The organism is Streptomyces sp. NPDC090119, from assembly GCF_044747085.1.
Taxonomy (GTDB): domain Bacteria; phylum Actinomycetota; class Actinomycetes; order Streptomycetales; family Streptomycetaceae; genus Streptomyces.
This window is the reverse complement of sequence record NZ_JBIVDK010000002.1, coordinates 371,420-388,749: the sequence shown is the minus strand read 5'-3', so window position 1 is coordinate 388,749 and position 17,330 is coordinate 371,420. Positions and strand designations below refer to the sequence as shown.

General features: G+C 72.7%; 13 protein-coding genes. 2 read left to right on the top strand and 11 right to left on the bottom strand.

Features of this window, described 5'->3' with window-relative positions:
* Positions 1 to 138: 138 nt before the first annotated feature.
* Complete coding sequence (locus ACIPPM_RS09115) at positions 139 to 1,035, bottom strand: TIGR01777 family oxidoreductase (RefSeq protein WP_401444941.1); 897 nt, start codon at positions 1,033 to 1,035, stop codon at positions 139 to 141.
* Positions 1,036 to 1,095: 60 nt separating this feature from the next.
* Positions 1,096 to 2,289, bottom strand: coding sequence for a MarP family serine protease (locus tag ACIPPM_RS09110; protein WP_401444938.1), 1,194 nt, complete (start codon positions 2,287 to 2,289; stop codon positions 1,096 to 1,098).
* Between the two features lie 211 nt (positions 2,290 to 2,500).
* On the opposite strand from ACIPPM_RS09110, the gene ACIPPM_RS09105 reads away from it, so the two are divergent.
* On the top strand, positions 2,501 to 3,274 hold the full coding sequence (locus ACIPPM_RS09105; RefSeq protein WP_401444935.1) for a peptidoglycan recognition protein: 774 nt from the start codon (positions 2,501 to 2,503) through the stop codon (positions 3,272 to 3,274).
* Here the strand turns inward: ACIPPM_RS09105 and ACIPPM_RS09100 are convergent.
* From ACIPPM_RS09100 to ACIPPM_RS09070, 7 genes are all read right to left on the bottom strand, one after another.
* Positions 3,271 to 3,789: a DUF4240 domain-containing protein gene (locus tag ACIPPM_RS09100; RefSeq protein WP_401446386.1), complete on the bottom strand. Its 519-nt coding sequence runs from the start codon at positions 3,787 to 3,789 to the stop codon at positions 3,271 to 3,273. The genes ACIPPM_RS09105 and ACIPPM_RS09100 overlap by 4 nt on opposite strands.
* A gap of 125 nt (positions 3,790 to 3,914) precedes the next feature.
* Entirely contained in the window at positions 3,915 to 6,626 is a 2,712-nt protein-coding gene (gene aceE / locus ACIPPM_RS09095) for a pyruvate dehydrogenase (acetyl-transferring), homodimeric type (protein ID WP_401444933.1), read from the bottom strand.
* A 269-nt stretch (positions 6,627 to 6,895) separates the two neighbouring features.
* A complete protein-coding gene (locus ACIPPM_RS09090) occupies positions 6,896 to 7,519 on the bottom strand; it encodes a GntR family transcriptional regulator (protein ID WP_401444931.1) in 624 nt (207 codons plus the stop codon).
* 299 nt (positions 7,520 to 7,818) lie between these two features.
* A complete protein-coding gene (gene sucB / locus ACIPPM_RS09085) occupies positions 7,819 to 9,675 on the bottom strand; it encodes a 2-oxoglutarate dehydrogenase, E2 component, dihydrolipoamide succinyltransferase (protein ID WP_401444928.1) in 1,857 nt (618 codons plus the stop codon).
* Positions 9,676 to 9,736: 61 nt separating this feature from the next.
* Positions 9,737 to 11,125, bottom strand: a complete 1,389-nt coding sequence (gene lpdA / locus ACIPPM_RS09080) for a dihydrolipoyl dehydrogenase (protein WP_388992645.1) — start codon at positions 11,123 to 11,125, stop codon at positions 9,737 to 9,739.
* Between the two features lie 243 nt (positions 11,126 to 11,368).
* Positions 11,369 to 12,892, bottom strand: coding sequence for a leucyl aminopeptidase (locus tag ACIPPM_RS09075; protein ID WP_401444925.1), 1,524 nt, complete (start codon positions 12,890 to 12,892; stop codon positions 11,369 to 11,371).
* A gap of 296 nt (positions 12,893 to 13,188) precedes the next feature.
* Entirely contained in the window at positions 13,189 to 14,001 is an 813-nt protein-coding gene (locus tag ACIPPM_RS09070; protein ID WP_401444922.1) for an adenosylcobinamide-GDP ribazoletransferase, read from the bottom strand.
* A 71-nt stretch (positions 14,002 to 14,072) separates the two neighbouring features.
* On the opposite strand from ACIPPM_RS09070, the gene ACIPPM_RS09065 reads away from it, so the two are divergent.
* Complete coding sequence (locus tag ACIPPM_RS09065) at positions 14,073 to 14,837, top strand: hypothetical protein (RefSeq protein WP_401444919.1); 765 nt, start codon at positions 14,073 to 14,075, stop codon at positions 14,835 to 14,837.
* Here the strand turns inward: ACIPPM_RS09065 and ACIPPM_RS09060 are convergent.
* Positions 14,777 to 15,463, bottom strand: a complete 687-nt coding sequence (locus tag ACIPPM_RS09060; RefSeq protein ID WP_401444916.1) for a hypothetical protein — start codon at positions 15,461 to 15,463, stop codon at positions 14,777 to 14,779. The genes ACIPPM_RS09065 and ACIPPM_RS09060 overlap by 61 nt on opposite strands.
* Positions 15,460 to 17,277: a phosphatidylglycerol lysyltransferase domain-containing protein gene (locus tag ACIPPM_RS09055; RefSeq protein WP_401444914.1), complete on the bottom strand. Its 1,818-nt coding sequence runs from the start codon at positions 17,275 to 17,277 to the stop codon at positions 15,460 to 15,462. The genes ACIPPM_RS09060 and ACIPPM_RS09055 overlap by 4 nt, the downstream gene beginning before the upstream one ends.
* Between the last annotated feature and the right edge of the window lie 53 nt (positions 17,278 to 17,330).

Here is a 17,330-nt window from a genome sequence, read left to right as displayed (position 1 = left end):
CCGGATACGCGAGTTCGGGTCGAGGTTAGGGTCATTGTCGGTCAGGGTCAGTCGCGCGTCGGCAGAGCACGGTCGCACGGCGGTCGCATACGGTCATGTCCGCTCGGTGCCCACCAAGATCACGCCTATGCCGGTGGACTACTCCGCGGCGCGGATCGTGTCCTCGATACCGGGGAACGCGAACTGGAACCCGGACTCCAGCAGCCGCGTGGGCACCACCCGCTGACTGCCCAGCACATCCCCGGCCATCTCGCCCAGCACCGTCTTCAGCACCGCCGCCGGTACCGGGAACGGCGTCGGCCGGTGCAGCACCCGGCCCATCGCCTCGGTGATCTCCTGGTTGGTCAGCGGATGCGGCGCGGTCAGGTTGAACGGGCCGGACAGGTCCTCGCGGTCCAGGACGTGCCGGATCGCGGCCACCTCGTCGTGCAGCGCGATGTACGACCAGTACTGCCGCCCGTTCCCGAGCCGCCCGCCGAGCCCCGCCTTGAACAGGGGGAACATCTTGGCCCACGCCCCGCCGCCGGACGCCACCACCAGCCCGGTACGCACGAACGCCGTCCGCACGCCCGCCTCCCGCACCGGCGCCGCCGCCTCCTCCCACTCCTCGCACACCGAGGGCAGGAAACCCTCGCCGGGCGGGGCCTCCTCGTCCGTGATCTGGTCGCCGGTGTCGCCGTAGAAGCCGATCGCGCTGCCGTTCACGAAGACCCGCGGCGGCTCCGGGAGTGAGGCGGCCGCCTCCGCGAGCGCCGTCGTGCCCAGCACCCGGCTGTCCCGGATCACCCGCTTGTACTCCGGCGTCCAGCGCCGGTCCCCGATCCCGGCCCCCGCGAGGTTCACCACCGCGTCCACGCCCGCCAGCCCCGCCGCGTCCACGTACTGCTCCTCGGGGTCCCAGCGGACCTCGTCCGGGCCCTGCGGCTCCCGCCGGACCAGCCGCACCACCTGGTGCCCGTCGTCGGTGAGGGACCGCACCAGGGCGCTGCCGATGAGACCGGACGCACCGGCCACCGCGATTCGGGAAGAGTCCATGATCCCAGCATGCCCCGCATGCCCGGATTCAGGGCGGCCCGCCTTGATCCGAACGGCCCCCTACGAGGTGATCAGCCGCCCGGTGTCCACCGGCGCCGTCGCCGTCTCCGCTCGCCGGGCGTCGGCCGAGACCTCCGCCGCCGTCAGCACGTACCCCGTCTCGGAGCTGGAGGTGGACCGGGCGAAGACCACACCGAACACCCGGCCGTCCGTGGTCAGCAGCGGGCCGCCCGAGTTGCCCGGCAGCACGGTGGAACGGATGGAGTAGATCTCCCGGGTGACCGAGCGGTCGCTGTAGATGTTCTGGCCGGTCGCCCGCACCCGGTTCGCCACCGTCGCCGCCTGGAGGTTCAGGCTGCCGTCCTGCGGATACCCCGCGACCACCGCCGACTCGCCACGCCGCGCGGAGTCGTCGAACGGCAGCACCGGCGCCCGCAGACCCGGCACGTACAGCACCGCCACGTCCTTGTCCGGGTCGAACAGCACCACCCGCGCCGCGTAGACCTGGCCGACCCCGCCGATCCGCACCGTCGGATCGTCGATACCGGCCACCACGTGCGCGTTCGTCATCACCCGGCGCGGCGCGTACACGAACCCGCTGCCCTCGCGGCCCTCCACGCCCGCCGACCCCTCGATCTTCACCGTGCTGCGCCGGGCCGCCTCGGTGGCCGCCGGGGTCACACTGTCGCCCGACGGCTCGGCCACCTGCGCCGTCGACTCGTTCTCGAACGGGTTGAAGACCTGCGGGAAACCCGCCTCCGTCAGCGCGGACGTCGCCCGGGAGAACCAGGCCGGGGTGGTCTCCGGCATCGAATGCTGCACCGCGCCCAGCAGCGCCGAGTTACGGATCGCCGTCGTCACCGTCTGCGAGGGCGCCGCGCCCAGCACGCTCGCCGCGACCCACGCCACGAGCAGTACGGCGACCCCGTTGGCCGCCGCGCCCCCGATGCCGTCCGCCACCCGCAGCGGGCTGCTGCCCGCCCGGTCCATCCGGCTCCGCAGCCGCAGCGCCAGCCGTCCCGCCAGCTCGTGCCCGATCATGCCTGGCACCAGCACGGTCAGCACCGCGACCACCGTCGCCGCCACCGAGCCGCGGGTCACCCAGCCGGTCACCCACGGCAGCGCCCACACGCCGATCGCCGCGCCGCCCACGAAACCGGCCAGCGAGACACAGCCCGCCACCAGCCCGCGCCGGTACCCCGAAGCCGCGTAGAGCAGGATCACCAGCACGAGCAGCACGTCGAGCAGGTCCACGAAGCCGCCTTTCTCTCGTACCCCCTGGGGAGTGTCTCGCCCCCTGGTACGGGTGGCGCGCGCCCGCTGATCAGTCGGGCGCCCGGCCGCACACGGCGACCCCGGTCCCCGTATGCGTGTACCCCCAGAAACGCCCCGGACCGGGACGATGGTTCCACCGGGTGGCACACCACACATCGCGGACCCGTCGCGCCGGGCCGACAGTGGGATCATGAAGTGGACGCGCCCGTGGCGTACCGCCCGCCTGCCCGGCGCCCTGCCGGCCCTCACCGCGGTCCTCGCCCTGCTGCTGCTCGCGCGGGGCAGCGAGCGCGCCGTCCGGGCCCAGCCCGCGCATCCCGCGCCCAGCACGGTCCCGGTCGTCCACCACGCGCCCCGCCCGGCCATCCTGCCCCGCTCCGCCTGGCTCGACCGCGCCACCCTGCGCAAGCAGCCCCCGCCGCGCTACGACGACCGGGTCGTCGCCGTCTTCGTCCACCACACCGACTCGCCCAACGACTACGACTGCGCCGACTCCCCGCGCATCATCCGCGCGCTGTACTCCGGCCAGACCGGCGCCCGGCACTGGGACGACATCGGCTACAACTTCCTCGTCGACCGCTGCGGCACCATCTACGAGGGCCGCGCCGGGGGCATGGACCGGGCGGTCACCGGAGCCCACACCCAGGGGTTCAACCACCGCTCGGCGGGCATCGCCGCGCTCGGCACCTTCACCGCGGGCGCCTCGGTCCCGCCCGCCATGACCGACGCCATCGCCGCGCTCGCCGCCTGGAAACTCGGCCCCTCCGACACCGACCCCCGCGCCCGCGTACGCCTGGTCTCCACCAGCGGCCTCAGCCGCTACCGCTCGGGCACTATGGCCACCCTCCCCACCGTGGCCGGGCACAACGACGCCTACCCCACCACCTGCCCCGGCGCCGCCCTCACCGCCACCCTCCCCACCATCCGAGCCAAGGCGGCCCAGCTCCAGGGCCGCACCCGCTAAGGCTTGAAGCGGTCCCACAAGGTGGGGTAGCGGTCCGCGAGGGTGCCGTCGTTCTCGAAGTCGATCGGGGTGCCCGTGGGCTCGCCGGGGGCGGGGGCGAGGCCCAGGTCGGGGGCGACCACGCCGGTGAGGCGTTCGTACGCCTCGTCGGCCGCGTAGCCCAGTTCCTCGCCGTCGCCGTCGATCTCCTCGTCGAACTCGTCCAGCAGCTCGGCCAGGGAGTCCGGGTCGTGCAGGGCGCCCTCGAAGACCTCGCGGCCCTGGCCGATGAGCCAGCAGCGGAAGTAGTCGAAGGCGTCGTCGCTCGCCCCGTCCAAAAGCAGCCAGGCCGCGCCCCACAGATCCCAGCGGTAGGCGCGGTTGTAGCGGGCCTCGAAGTGACGGGCGAAGTCCAGCACCATGTCCGGGTCGAACTGGACCAGCCGGTCCACCAGCAGGTCGGCCTGCTCCTCGGGGTCGCCCTCGGCGGCCTCGCGGGTGGCGTCGATCAGCTCCCAGAACTCCGTCTCGTCCATCACGGCACCAGCATCGGGCCTCGGCCCGGACCCCGCACGCGGAACGGCACGGGAACCCGCGGGGAGAACGAAGAAGGGGCACGGCAGCACGCCGTACCCCTTCTTCTTCTTCCGACCTCAGGAGGTCACAGACCGTACTTCTCGCGGGCTTCCTTCACCGACGTCGCCTTGACCCCGCCGCGCTTGGCGAGCTGGGCCAGGGCCGCGACCACGATCGACTCGGCGTCGACACCGAAGTGCCGGCGGGCCGCCGCGCGGGTGTCGGAGAGACCGAAGCCGTCCGCACCGAGCGAGGACCAGTCCTGGTCGACCCACTGCGCGATCTGGTCCGGGACCTGGCGCATGTAGTCGGAGACCGCGAGGACCGGGCCTTCGGCACCCTGCAGCGCCCGGCGCACGAACGGCACCCGCTCCTCGCCGCGCAGCAGGGCCGCGTCGGCGTCCATCGCGTCACGGCGCAGCTCGGACCAGGAGGTCGCGGACCACACGTCGGCGGCCACGCCCCACTCCTCGGCCAGCATCCGCTGCGCGGCCAGCGCCCAGTGGATCGCGGTGCCCGAGCCCAGGAGCTGGATGCGCGGGGCGTTCGCCGGGACGGTGACGCCCGCGGACTCGGCCGTGTTGAACCGGTACAGGCCCTTGACGATGCCCTCGTCGATGCCGGGGGCGGCGGGCTTGGCCGGCTGCGGCATCGGCTCGTTGTAGACCGTCAGGTAGTAGAAGACGTCCTGGTCCTCGCCCGGCGCGGCCTCGCCGTACATCCGGCGCAGACCCTCCTTGACGATCGCGGCGACCTCGTAGGCGAACGCCGGGTCGTACGTCAGCGCGGCCGGGTTGGTCGCGGCGATCACCGGGGAGTGACCGTCGGCGTGCTGCAGGCCCTCGCCCGTCAGGGTCGTACGGCCCGCGGTCGCGCCGACGAGGAAGCCGCGGCCGAGCTGGTCGCCGAGCTGCCACATCTGGTCGGCCGTGCGCTGCCAGCCGAACATCGAGTAGAAGATGTAGAACGGGATCATCGCCTCGCCGTGCGTGGCGTACGCGGTGGACGCGGCGATGAAGTCGGCCATCGAACCGGCCTCGGTGATCCCCTCGTTGAGGATCTGGCCGTTCTTGGCCTCCTTGTAGTACATCAGCTGGTCACGGTCGACCGGCTCGTACGTCTGGCCCTTGGGCGAGTAGATGCCGAGCGACGGGAACAGCGACTCCATGCCGAAGGTGCGCGCCTCGTCGGGGACGATCGGCACCCAGCGCTTGCCGGTCTCCTTGTCGCGGACCAGGTCCTTGACCAGGCGGACGAACGCCATGGTGGTCGCCACGTTCTGCGAGCCGGAGCCCTTGTCGAACGAGGTGAACGCCTTCTCCGCCGGGGCGGGCAGCGGCGCCAGCGCGTGCGTACGGCGGGCCGGGGCCGGACCGCCGAGGGCCGCGCGGCGCTCCTGGAGGTAGCGGACCTCGGGGGAGTCGGCGCCCGGGTGGCCGTAGGGCACCTGGCCGTCGGCGAACGCGCTGTCGGAGATCGGCAGCTCCAGCAGGTCCCGCATCGCCTTGAACTCGTCCACCGAGAGCTTCTTCATCTGGTGGTTGGCGTTCTTGGAGGCGAAGCCCGGGCCGAGGGTGTGGCCCTTGACCGTCTGGGCCAGGATCACGGTCGGCGCGCCCTTGTGCTCCACGGCCGCCTTGTACGCGGCGAAGACCTTGCGGGCCTCGTGACCGCCGCGCGACAGGTGGAAGCACTCGAGGATCTTGTCGTCGCTCAGCAGCTTCGCCATCTCCACCAGCGCCGGGTCGGCGCCGAAGAAGTCCTGGCGGATGTAGGCCGCGTCGCGCGTCTGGTACGTCTGGATCTGGGCGTCCGGCACCTGGCGCAGACGGCGGACCAGCGCGCCCGTGGTGTCCAGCTGGAACAGCTCGTCCCAGGCGGTGCCCCACAGCGTCTTGACGACGTTCCAGCCCGCGCCGCGGAACTGGGCCTCCAGCTCCTGCACGATCTTGAAGTTGGCGCGGACCGGGCCGTCCAGGCGCTGCAGGTTGCAGTTGATGACGAAGGTGAGGTTGTCCAGCTCCTCACGCGCGGCGAGCGCGAGGGCCGCCGTCGACTCCGGCTCGTCCATCTCGCCGTCACCGAGGAACGCCCACACGTGCGACGCGGAGACGTCCTTGATGCCGCGGTTGGTCAGGTAGCGGTTGAACCGCGCCTGGTAGATCGCGGAGAGCGGGCCGAGGCCCATCGACACCGTCGGGAACTCCCACAGCCAGGGCAGCCGCCGCGGGTGCGGGTACGACGGCAGGCCGTTGCCGCCCGCCTCCTGGCGGAAGTTGTCGAGGTGGCCCTCGTTCAGCCGGCCGTCGAGGAAGGCGCGGGCGTAGATGCCGGGGGAGGCGTGGCCCTGGATGTAGAGCTGGTCACCGGAGCCGTCGGCGTCCGGGGACTCCTTGCCCTTGAAGAAGTGGTTGAAGCCGGTCTCGTACAGCCACGCGGCCGAGGCGAAGGTGGCGATGTGGCCGCCGACGCCGTGCTTGCTGCCGCGGCTGACCATCGCGGCCGCGTTCCAGCGGTTCCACGCGGTGATCCGGGACTCCATCGCCTCGTCACCGGGCACGCCCGGCTCGGCGGCGGTGGGGATGGAGTTGACGTAGTCCGTCTCCAGGAGCTTCGGCAGCGCGACACCGCCCGCCTCGGCACGCTCCAGCGTGCGCCGCATCAGGTACGCGGCGCGGTGCGGGCCCGCTTCCCTGGCGACGGCGTCCAGCGAGGCGCGCCACTCGGCGGTCTCCTCGGGGTCGCGGTCCGGGAGCTGGTCCAGCGCGCTCGGCTGGATGGCGTTGGGGTCGGTCATCTCGCCGCCTTCCTCAGTCGAAGGGGGAATCCCTCATGGGTGAGGGTTCGGGGTTGCCCTTGGTCTTTGGCAGGACAGGGCGAGAACTCGGTAGAAGTCCGTCGGTGACAATAACTCCCTGATCGATGATCGATCAAAGGTTTGGGGGCGAAAACCCAGTCTTTACGCGAAAGTAGGCACCCGGTGTCTTTGGTACAGGCACGCGGTGCCTTGTTTTCCCAGGTGAGCGGGGTGCCGCTCAGCCGGGTCGGGGGTGCGGTCCGGCCGTCTCAGGGGCGGGGCGCGCAGCCCAGCACGTGCGCCTTCACCAGCTCGGCGATCCGGGGGTCGCGGCGCTGGAACGCCTGCACCAGCTCCTCGTGCTCCTCGGCGTACGACTGCTGGACGGTGCCGAGCCAGCGGATCGACAGGGCGGTGAACACCTCGATGCCCAGGCCCTCCCAGGTGTGCAGCAGCACGGAGTTGCCCGCGGCGCGGACCAGTTCGCGGTGGAAGCCGACGGTGTGCCGGACCTGGCCGGTGCCGTCTTGGGCCTGGTCGGCCTCGTAGAGGGCCGCGACGTGGGGTTCCAGGGCCGCGCAGCTCTCCGCGAGGCTCTCGGCCGCGAGCTCGGCGGCGATGGCTTCCAGCCCGGCTCGGACGGGGTAGCTCTCCTCCAGGTCGGCCGCGGTGAGGTTCCGTACGCGTACGCCCTTGTTGGGGGCCGACTCGATCAGGCGGAGGGACTCCAGCTCGCGCAGGGCCTCGCGGACCGGGGTCTGACTGACTTCCAGTTCCGTGGCGATCCTTCGCTCCACGATGCGCTCGCCCGGTTGCCAGCGGCCGCTGACGATGCCCTCCACGATGTGCTCGCGGATCTGTTCGCGCAGCGAGTGGATTACGGGCGCGGTCATGGGGGCTCCTCTTCAAGGGGCGTGGCTCTATGACCATACGGGTGTCATGCGCGTGCCGTGCGGCGCTTCGGGGGGCTTTTGCCCAGGTGAGACGAGTTGCACAGGGTGTTTTCGAGGGGTCTCGCCGTGGGGGTGTCGGTTTGGGGGTGGGTGCGGGTGTGTTGTGGCTGGTCGCGCAGTTCCCCGCGCCCCTGAGGAGTTGCGGCTGGCCTGCGCTGAGAAGTGTGCGTTCCTCCAGTCCGGGAACGGCGAAGCCCCCCTGTCCTTCGACAGGGGGGCTTCTTCACAGGCCGTGGGAGTTACAGGCCGAGCTCTACCTCGAACTCGCCTGCTTCCAGGATCTGCTTGACCGTCGTCAGGTAGCGGGCCGCGTCGGCGCCGTCGACCAGGCGGTGGTCGTAGGAGAGGGTCAGGTAGGTCATGTCGCGGACGGCGATGACCGTGCCCTCCTCCGTCTCCAGGACGGCCGGGCGCTTCACCGTGGCGCCGATGCCGAGGATGGCGACCTGGTTCGGCGGCACGATGATCGTGTCGAACAGGGCGCCGCGCGAACCGGTGTTGGAGATGGTGAAGGTCGCGCCGGACAGCTCGTCCGGGGTGATCTTGTTGGCGCGGACCTTGCCGGCCAGCTCCGCCGTCGCCTTGGCGATGCCCGCGAGGTTGAGGTCACCGGCGTGCTTGATGACCGGGGTCATCAGGCCCTTCTCGGAGTCCACCGCGATACCGACGTTCTCGGTGTCGAAGTAGGTGATGGTGCCCTCGGCCTCGTTGATGCGGGCGTTGATGACCGGGTGGGCCTTCAGCGCCTGCGCGGCGGCCTTGACGAAGAACGGCATCGGGGAGAGCTTGACGCCCTCACGGGCGGCGAAGGAGTCCTTCGCCTTGCCGCGCAGCTTCATCAGACGCGTGACGTCGACCTCGACGACCGAGGAGAGCTGGGCCTGCTCGGTGAGCGCCTTGACCATGTTGTCGCCGATGACCTTGCGGATGCGGGTCATCTTGACGGTCTGGCCACGCAGCGGGGAGACCTCCAGCGCGGGGGCCTTCTTCGCGGCGGCCGGGGCAGCGGCGGCGGCCGGAGCCGGAGCGGCGGCGGCCTTCGCGGCCTCGGCGGCGGCGGTGACGTCCTGCTTGCGGATGCGGCCGCCGACGCCGGTGCCCTTGACGGTGGCCAGGTCGACGCCGTTCTCGGCGGCGAGCTTGCGCACCAGCGGGGTCACGTAGGCGCCCTCGTCGGTCGCCTGGGTGGCGGTCGGCGCGCTCGGCGCGGTCGCCGGGGCGGCCGGAGCCTGGGCGGGCGCGGGAGCCGGGGCCGGAGCGGACGGGACCGGCTCGGGAGCCGGGGTGGTCTGCTGCTGCGGCGCCGGAGCCGTCGGGGCCTGCGGGGCCGGAGCCTGCGGGGCCTCGGCGGCGGGGGCGGCCGGGGCCGGAGCGGCCGGAGCCGGAGCCGGGGCCGGAGCGGCCGGGGCCTCGGCGGCGGGCGCCTTCGGGGCCTCGGGCGCGGCGGCCGGAGCGGCACCCGCGACACCGATGACGGCGAGCTTGGCGCCGACCTCGGCGGTCTCGTCCTCGCCGACCACGATCTCCAGCAGGGTGCCCGAGGTGGGCGCCGGGATCTCGGTGTCGACCTTGTCCGTGGAGACCTCGAGCAGCGGCTCGTCGGCCTCGACGGAGTCGCCCACCGACTTCAGCCAGCGGGTGACGGTGCCCTCGGTGACCGACTCGCCCAGCGCGGGCAGGACCACGTCGGTGCCCTCGGCGGAACCGCCGCCGGAGGTCGCCTCGGCGGACGGCGCCTCGGCGGGCGCCTCCTGCTCGGTGGACGGGGCGGACTGCGGGGCCTCCTCGGCGGCCGGGGCCGGAGCCTCGGCGGCGGGGGCCTCGGCGGCGGGGGCCGCGGCCTCGGCGGGGGCGCCGGAGCCGTCGTCGATCAGGGCCAGCTCGGCGCCGACCTCGACGGTCTCGTCCTCGGCGACCTTGATGGAGGCCAGCACACCCGCGACGGGGGCCGGGATCTCGGTGTCGACCTTGTCGGTGGAGACCTCGAGCAGCGGCTCGTCGGCCTCGACGCGCTCGCCCTCGGCCTTCAGCCAGCGGGTGACAGTGCCCTCGGTGACGCTCTCACCGAGCGCCGGAAGGGTTACGGAAACCGCCATGGTTTCTGTTGCTCCTTAGGAATTGCGGAAGTCTGTGTCGTCGCGCCCGGGGGCCGAAGGCTCAGTCGTGGGCGTGCAGCGGCTTTCCGGCCAGCGCCAGGTGCGCCTCGCCGAGCGCCTCGTTCTGCGTCGGGTGGGCGTGGATGAGCTGGGCCACCTCGGCGGGCAGCGCCTCCCAGTTGTAGATCAGCTGGGCTTCGCCGACCTGCTCGCCCATGCGGTCGCCGACCATGTGGACGCCGACCACGGCACCGTCCTTGACCTGGACGAGCTTGATCTCGCCCGCGGTCTTCAGGATCTTGCTCTTGCCGTTGCCCGCGAGGCTGTACTTCAGGGCGACGACCTTGTCCGCGCCGTAGATCTCCTTGGCCTTGGCCTCGGTGATGCCGACGGAGGCGACCTCCGGGTGGCAGTACGTCACGCGGGGGACACCGTCGTAGTCGATCGGGACGGCCTTGATGCCGGCCAGCCGCTCGGCGACCAGGATGCCCTCGGCGAAGCCGACGTGGGCGAGCTGGAGGGTCGGGACGAGGTCACCGACGGCCGAGATGGTCGGCACGTTGGTCTGCATGTACTCGTCGACCAGGACGTAGCCCCGGTCCATGGCGACGCCCTGCTCCTCGTAACCGAGGTTCTGGGAGACCGGGCCGCGACCGACGGCGACGAGGAGGATCTCGGCCTCGAACTCCTTGCCGTCGGCGAGGGTGACCTTGACGCCGTCCTGGGTGTACTCGGCCTTCTCGAAGAAGGTGCCGAGGTTGAACTTGATGCCGCGCTTGCGGAAGGCGCGCTCCAGCAGCTTGGAGGAGTTCTCGTCCTCGACCGGCACCAGGTGCTTCAGGCCCTCGATGACGGTGATGTCCGAGCCGAAGGACTTCCACGCCGAGGCGAACTCGACGCCGATGACACCGCCGCCGAGGACGATCGCCGACTTGGGCACACGGTCCAGGACGAGGGCGTGGTCGGAGGAGATGATCCGGTCGCCGTCGATCTCCAGGCCCGGCAGCGACTTCGGCACGGAGCCGGTCGCCAGCAGGATGTGACGGCCCTCGATCCGCTGCCCGTTGACGTCCACCGACGTGGGGGAGGACAGCCGGCCCTCGCCCTCGATGTACGTCACCTTGCGGGACGCGATCAGACCCTGGAGGCCCTTGTAGAGGCCCGAGATCACGTCGTCCTTGTACTTCTGGACGGCGGGGACGTCGATGCCCTCGAAGGTCGCCTTGACACCGAACTGCTCGCTCTCGCGGGCCTGGTCGGCGATCTCGCCCGCGTGCAGCAGGGCCTTGGTGGGGATGCAGCCCTTGTGCAGGCAGGTACCGCCGACCTTGTCCTTCTCGATCAGGGCGACGTCCAGGCCCAGCTGCGCTCCGCGCAGGGCCGCGGCGTAACCACCGCTGCCACCGCCGAGGATCACTAGGTCGAAAACGGTGCTGGCGTCGTTCGCCACGTCACGTCCTCCATGCATGTGCGCCTGGGCCGGTCTCCGATGACCGGCAGGCGGCTGGTGTCCGGCCGCTCAATGCTTCGGCCCTGTGGTGGGGGCCCTGTCCTGCCGGGCTCCATCTTTGCACCTGTCGGGGGTGCGACGGACGCCGGGCCGGGGTGTGAGACGCCCCACGTCCGCTCCGGACGCCTCACGCCGGGGGCGCGGACCGGCCCGGTCCGCGCCCCCGAGGGGGTCCGGCCGGGGTCAGCCGAGGTCGCCGTCGGCGGCCTGCTCGGCCAGCCGCAGCAGGGTGCGCACGGCCGTGCCGGTGCCGCCCTTGGGCGTGTAGCCGAAGGCGCCGCCGTCGTTGAAGGCCGGGCCCGCGATGTCCAGGTGGGCCCAGGTGATGCCCTCGCCGACGAACTCGCGCAGGAACAGACCGGCGACCAGGCCGCCGCCCATCCGCTCGCCCATGTTGGCGATGTCCGCGACGGGGGAGTCCATGCCCTTGCGCAGGTGCTCGGGGAGCGGCATCTGCCACGCGGGCTCGCCGGTCTCCTCGGCCGCCTCGTGCACGGCGGTGCGGAACGCGTCGTCGTTGGCCATGACACCGAAGGTCCGGCTGCCCAGGGCCAGCATCATCGCGCCGGTCAGCGTCGCCACGTCCACGATCGCGTCGGGCTCCTCGGCCGAGGCCGCCCACAGCGCGTCGGCGAGGACCAGGCGGCCCTCGGCGTCGGTGTTGAGCACCTCGACGGTCTTGCCGCTGTACATGCGCAGCACGTCACCGGGGCGGGTGGCGGAGCCGGACGGCATGTTCTCGGCGAGCGCCAGCCAGCCGGTCACGTCGACCTTCAGGCCGAGGCGGGCGGCCGCGACGACGGCGGCGAACACGGCGGCGGCACCGGCCATGTCGCACTTCATCGTCTCGTTGTGCCCGGCCGGCTTGAGCGAGATGCCGCCGGAGTCGTAGGTGATGCCCTTGCCGACGTAGGCGAGGTGCTTCTCGGCCTCCGGGTGCTTGTACGCCAGCTTCACCAGGCGCGGGGTGGACACCGAGCCGCCGCCGACGCCGAGGATGCCGCCGTAGCCGCCGTCCTTCAGGGCCTGCTCGTCCAGCACCTCGATGGTGAGGCCGTGCTCGTCGGCCGCGGCCTGCGCGATGGCGGCGAACGCCTCGGGGTCCAGATCGTTCGGCGGGGTGTTGACGAGGTCGCGGGCGCGGTTCAGCTCCTCGCCGAGGGCGGCCGCGCGGTCCACGGCGGCCTGGTAGCCGTCCTCGCCCTCCTCGCCGCCGAGCAGCACGGCCTCGCCGAGCGGGGCGCCGTCGCTCTTCGCCTGCTCGTCCTTCGGGCTCTCCTTGTACGCGTCGAAGGCGTACGCGCCGAGCAGCACGCCCTCGGCGATCGCGGCCAGCGCGCCGGGGCCGTCGACGGGGAGCGCGAAGGCCGCCTTCTTGGTGCCGGACAGGCCGCGGGCGGCCACACCGGCGGCCCGGCGCAGCGTCTCGGCGTCGTACCCGGCGTCCGCCTCGGGCTCGGCGCCCAGGCCGACCGCCACCACGAGCGGCGCGTCGAGACCGGCGGGGGCGGGCAGCTTGGTCAGCTCGCCCTCGGCGCCCGAGGCACCGAGGGTCTTCAGGACGCCGGCCAGCCCGCCGTCGTACGCCTGGTCCACGGCCTCGGCACCGGGCGCCACGACGGGGCCCGTGCCGGCCTTGGCGACACCGATCACGATCGCGTCGGCCGGGCCCGGCGCCGCGGCCGGCTTGAGAGTCAGAGCAGTCACGGTGGTGAAATCTCGCTTCCGATGTGAAGTTTGCCAGTGCCATTGCGACAGCCGGTCGTCCGCGAGGGGTGACCGCCGCAAGGGGTGGGTCGACTCGGGCCCGGCAGCCGGTTCCCGGTCCCTTTTCGGGGGCCTGCGGCGGCCGAGGCCCTCACCCTGTCGGCGAACACCCGCCACGAGACTACGCGCGTACGTGCGTTCGCTCATTCCCGTGTACCGCCCCGGCCGCCCGCACTTCGGGCCGTCATGCGAGGCGGGTGGGACAACTCGCCTCAGGAGCGGAACAGTTGCCCTCCTCAGCCGCCCAGCAGGCCGGGGCCGCCGAGGCACAGCACGAGCAGCGCCGCCGTGGCCGCGGTCTCCGCGAGGGCGCCGAACACGTCCCCGGTGACCCCGCCGAAGCGGGCCACGCAGCGGCGCAGCAGGAGTTCGGCCGGGACCAGACAGAGCGGTACGGCCGCCGCCGCGCGCACCGCCTCCCACGGCCCGAGCAGCGCCCCGCCCGCCCCGGCCGCGAGGGTCACCGCCGCCGCGACCGCCAGCGCGCCCGGCACCGGCACCACCCCGGCGACCGCCGCCCCGAGCCCCTCCGGGCGGGCGGCCGGTACCCCGGTGCGCGCGGCCAGCGTGAGCGCCAGCCGGGCCGCGACCCCGGAGACGACGGCACCGAGCGCGCCCCGCGCCCACGAGCCGCCGTACAACTCCGCGAGCGCGGCGACCTGGGCCAGCAGCGTCAGCACCAGGGTGAGCACGCCGAACGGCCCGATGTCGGACCGCTTCATGATGGCGAGGGCCTGCTCGGCGGGCTTGCCGCTGCCCAGTCCGTCGGCGGTGTCCGCGAGCCCGTCCAGGTGCAGTCCCCGGGTGAGCGCGGCCGGTACAGCGGCCGAGGCGACGGCGGCGAGCAGCGGGCCCGCGCCCAGCAGCAGGAGCAGCAGCCCCAGCCCGGCCGCGCCCACGCCCACGGCCAGCCCGGTCAGCGGGGCGCACAGCATGCCCGCCCGCGCGGCCGTCCGGTCCCAGCGGTGCACCCGGACCGGGATCACGGTGAGGGTGCCGAAGGCGAAGCGGGGGCCGTCCAGCGGGTCGGAGGAGGGGGTCTCGGGCATCGGCGCAGGCTACCGGGGCCGTCGCCGGGCTGGGGCGGCGGGCCCTGGAAAAAGGGGGATAAAGTGCGCACATGGGGCACTGGTGGGAGCGGAACATCCTGGAACCGGGCAAGCTTCCGCTGCTGCTGGCCCTCTTCTCGTTCGTGGTCACCTTCGTCGTGACCCGGATCATCGTCCGTCTGATCCGCGCCGGGAAGGGCCCGTTCGGCAACGTCCAGGCGGGCGGGATGCACATCCATCACGTGGTGCCCGGTGTGGTGCTCACCATCGTCGGCGGCTTCGGCGCCGTCGCCAGCGACCGGCATGGGGCGGGCGGTGCGATCGCCGCCGTGGTCTTCGGGATCGGCGCGGGTCTGGTGCTGGACGAGTTCGCGCTGATCCTGCATCTGGACGACGTGTACTGGAGCCCGGAGGGCCGTAAGAGCGTCGAGGTCGTGGTCATCACGGCCGCGCTGGTCGGGCTGCTGCTCGCGGGCTTCTCGCCGTTCGGCGTCAACGACCTCTCGCAGGACGAGTTGCAGGACCGGGGCGGCGCCATCGCGTTCGTCGCGGCCAACTTCCTGATCTCGCTGGTCGCGTTGAGCAAGGGCAAGGCCCGTACCGCCGTGTTCGGCGCGATCGTGCCGCTGCTGGCGCTCGCGGGCGCCCTCCGGCTGGCCCTGCCGACCTCGCCCTGGGCGCGCCGCTTCTACGGCCGCAGGCCCCGCGCGCGTGCTCGCTCCCTGCTGCGCGCCTACCGGCACGACCGGCGCTGGGCGGGGCCCCGGCGGACGGTTCAGGACTGGATCGGCGGCAAGCCCGATCCTTCCCCGGCCCGGCTGCCCAGGGGCGACTGAAGCCCCGCCAGGCACAGGGCACCCACGGCCAGCAGCGCGGCCAGGTGCTCCTTGCCCGCCAGGTTGTCCTTCAACAGCACTTCGACGACCATCGCGCCCGGCACCGCCACCGCCGTCACGCGCGCGTGGTGCCGTACCGCGACGTACACCGCGAGCCCCACCACGGCCGCCGACGGGCCGGTGTCCACCACCAGGGCGTCGGAGGCGGGCAGTCCGAACGGGGCGTGCGGGCCGAGGGCGATCCCGGCGCGCGCGTACAGCGTTCCGGCGAGCGTGGCGACGTACGCGATGAGCAGGGTGCGGCGGCGGCCCAGGCACAGTTCCGCGATGCCGAACACGCAGAGCACCTGGGCCAGCGCGCCCCACACCGGCAGGTCCAGGGCGGGCACGAACAGGGAGAGCGGGGTGCGCAGCAGGGCCAGCCAGAGGGGATCGGCGGCCCGTACGGCACCGGCCGCCTCCACCAGGGCGAACCCCCAGGGCTGGTTCTGTACGAACTGGAGCAGCGCGGTCAGGAACACCGCGCCGAGCGTGAGCGGCGCCCCGAGCAGCGGGCCGCGCGCGAGCAGCGCGGCTCGTACGGCCGCGTACAGCGGGCCCCACTCGGCGCGCGCCCACGCTCTCACCGGTGGGTCTCCAGCTGTCTGCGGTGCAGCCACTTCGGCAGTCCCGGCGCCTCCAGGAAGCCCTCCGCGCGGGCCGCCGCGAGGGCGATACGGGGCAGGTCGGCGCTCTTCTCGAAGACCAGGAAGCGCGGCTCCCAGATGGGCCGGTACTTGGCGTTGGCCCGGTACAGCGACTCGATCTGCCACCAGCGGGAGAAGAAGCTGAGCAGCGAGCGCCACAGCCGCAGCACCGGCCCGGCGCCGAGCCGGGCGCCGCGCTCGAACACCGAGCGGAACACGGCGAAGTTCAGCGAGACCTGGGTGACCCCGATCTCCCGCGACCGGCGCAGGAGGTCGATCACCATGAACTCCATCAGCCCGTTGTCGCTGTCCCGGTCACGGCGCATCAGGTCCAGCGAGAGCCCGCCCGGTCCCCAGGGCACGAACGACAGCAGGGCGCGCAGCCCGCCCTCGGCGTCGGTGCACTCCAGCATCACGCACCGGCCGTCCTCCGGGTCGGCGAGGCGGCCCAGCGCCATGCTGAAGCCACGTTCGGTGGCGCCGTCCCGCCAGTCGTCGGCCCGCTCCACCAGACGGGCCATCTCGGCCGCCGGGATGTCCTCGTGCCGCCGCATCCGCACCTCGTACCCGGCCCGCCGCACCCGGTTGTACGCCTGCCGCACGGTGCGCATCGCGCGGCCCTCCAGGGTGAAGTCGGCCACCTCCACGATGGCCTCGTCGCCGAGTTCGAGGGCGTCCAGGCCGTGCCGGGCGTAGACGGTCCCGGCCTCCTCGCTCGCCCCCATCACCGCGGGAATCCAGCCGTGGGCCCGCGCCTCGGCCAGCCAGGGCGCGATGGCGCCGGGCCATGCCTCGGGGTCGCCCAGCGGGTCGCCGGAGGCCAGGCTGACCCCGCCGATCACCCGGTAGGCGACGGCCGCCTTGCCGGTCGGCGACCACAGCACGCTCTTCTCCCGGCGGAGCGCGAAGTAGCCGAGGGAGTCGCGTTCGCCGTGTTTCGCCAGCAGTTCCCGCAGCCGCTTCTCGTCGTCCTCGGTGAGCGGGTCGACGGCACGGCGGGAGCGGAACGCGGCGTACAGGGCGGCGAGGAGCAGGACCGTACTGAGCACGTTGACGCTGACGTCGGCCCAGTTCGGCGGGTCGATGCCGGGGAACCCGGACTCCTCGGTGGCCACCGACACCAGCCGCAGCGTGCCGTACTGCCAGCGCTCCAGGAAGGTCGAACGGGCCGCGTCCGGCGCCTGGTTGGTGGCCGTGACCAGCAGCGCGGCGAGCAGGGAGGCGGCCGTTCCGCCGCCGAGGGCGACGGTCGCGGCGAGCCGGGGGTTGGCGCGGTCGCCCTTGGCGTAGAACTCGCGGCGGCCGAGCAGCAGGACGGCGACGAAGGCGGCCGTCAGCGCCAGCGAGACCCAGTTCTGCGGGGAGCGGCGGATCTCCGGGAAGGCCGCCATGGCGATCGCGAACAGGGTCAGGAAGGCCCCGCTGAGCACCAGGTTGAGAATCCACGCCGCCCGCTTGCGGCGCCGCATGGTGACGGCCAGGAACGCGGTGAACACACCCGAGGCGAAGCCCGCCGTCAGCAGATACGGCGTGAACAGGTTCTCCTGGTTGTGGCGGCGCACGTCCTGGCCCAGCGAGACCCACACCGCGCTGAGGAAGTTGACGAACGCGACGGCCCGCAGGTACCAGACCGCACCGGTGGCGGCCCGGCGGGACGACACCCCGCCCGGCCGCCGCTCCGGCTGCTCGGTCCGCTGGTCCGGCGTCCGCTGGTCCGGCACGCTCGACCGGTCGGCAACTCGGGCATCTCCCATGAGCGGGGATCATATGTCCGCATATGCCGGGAATCCCGCTCATCGGTGCCGTG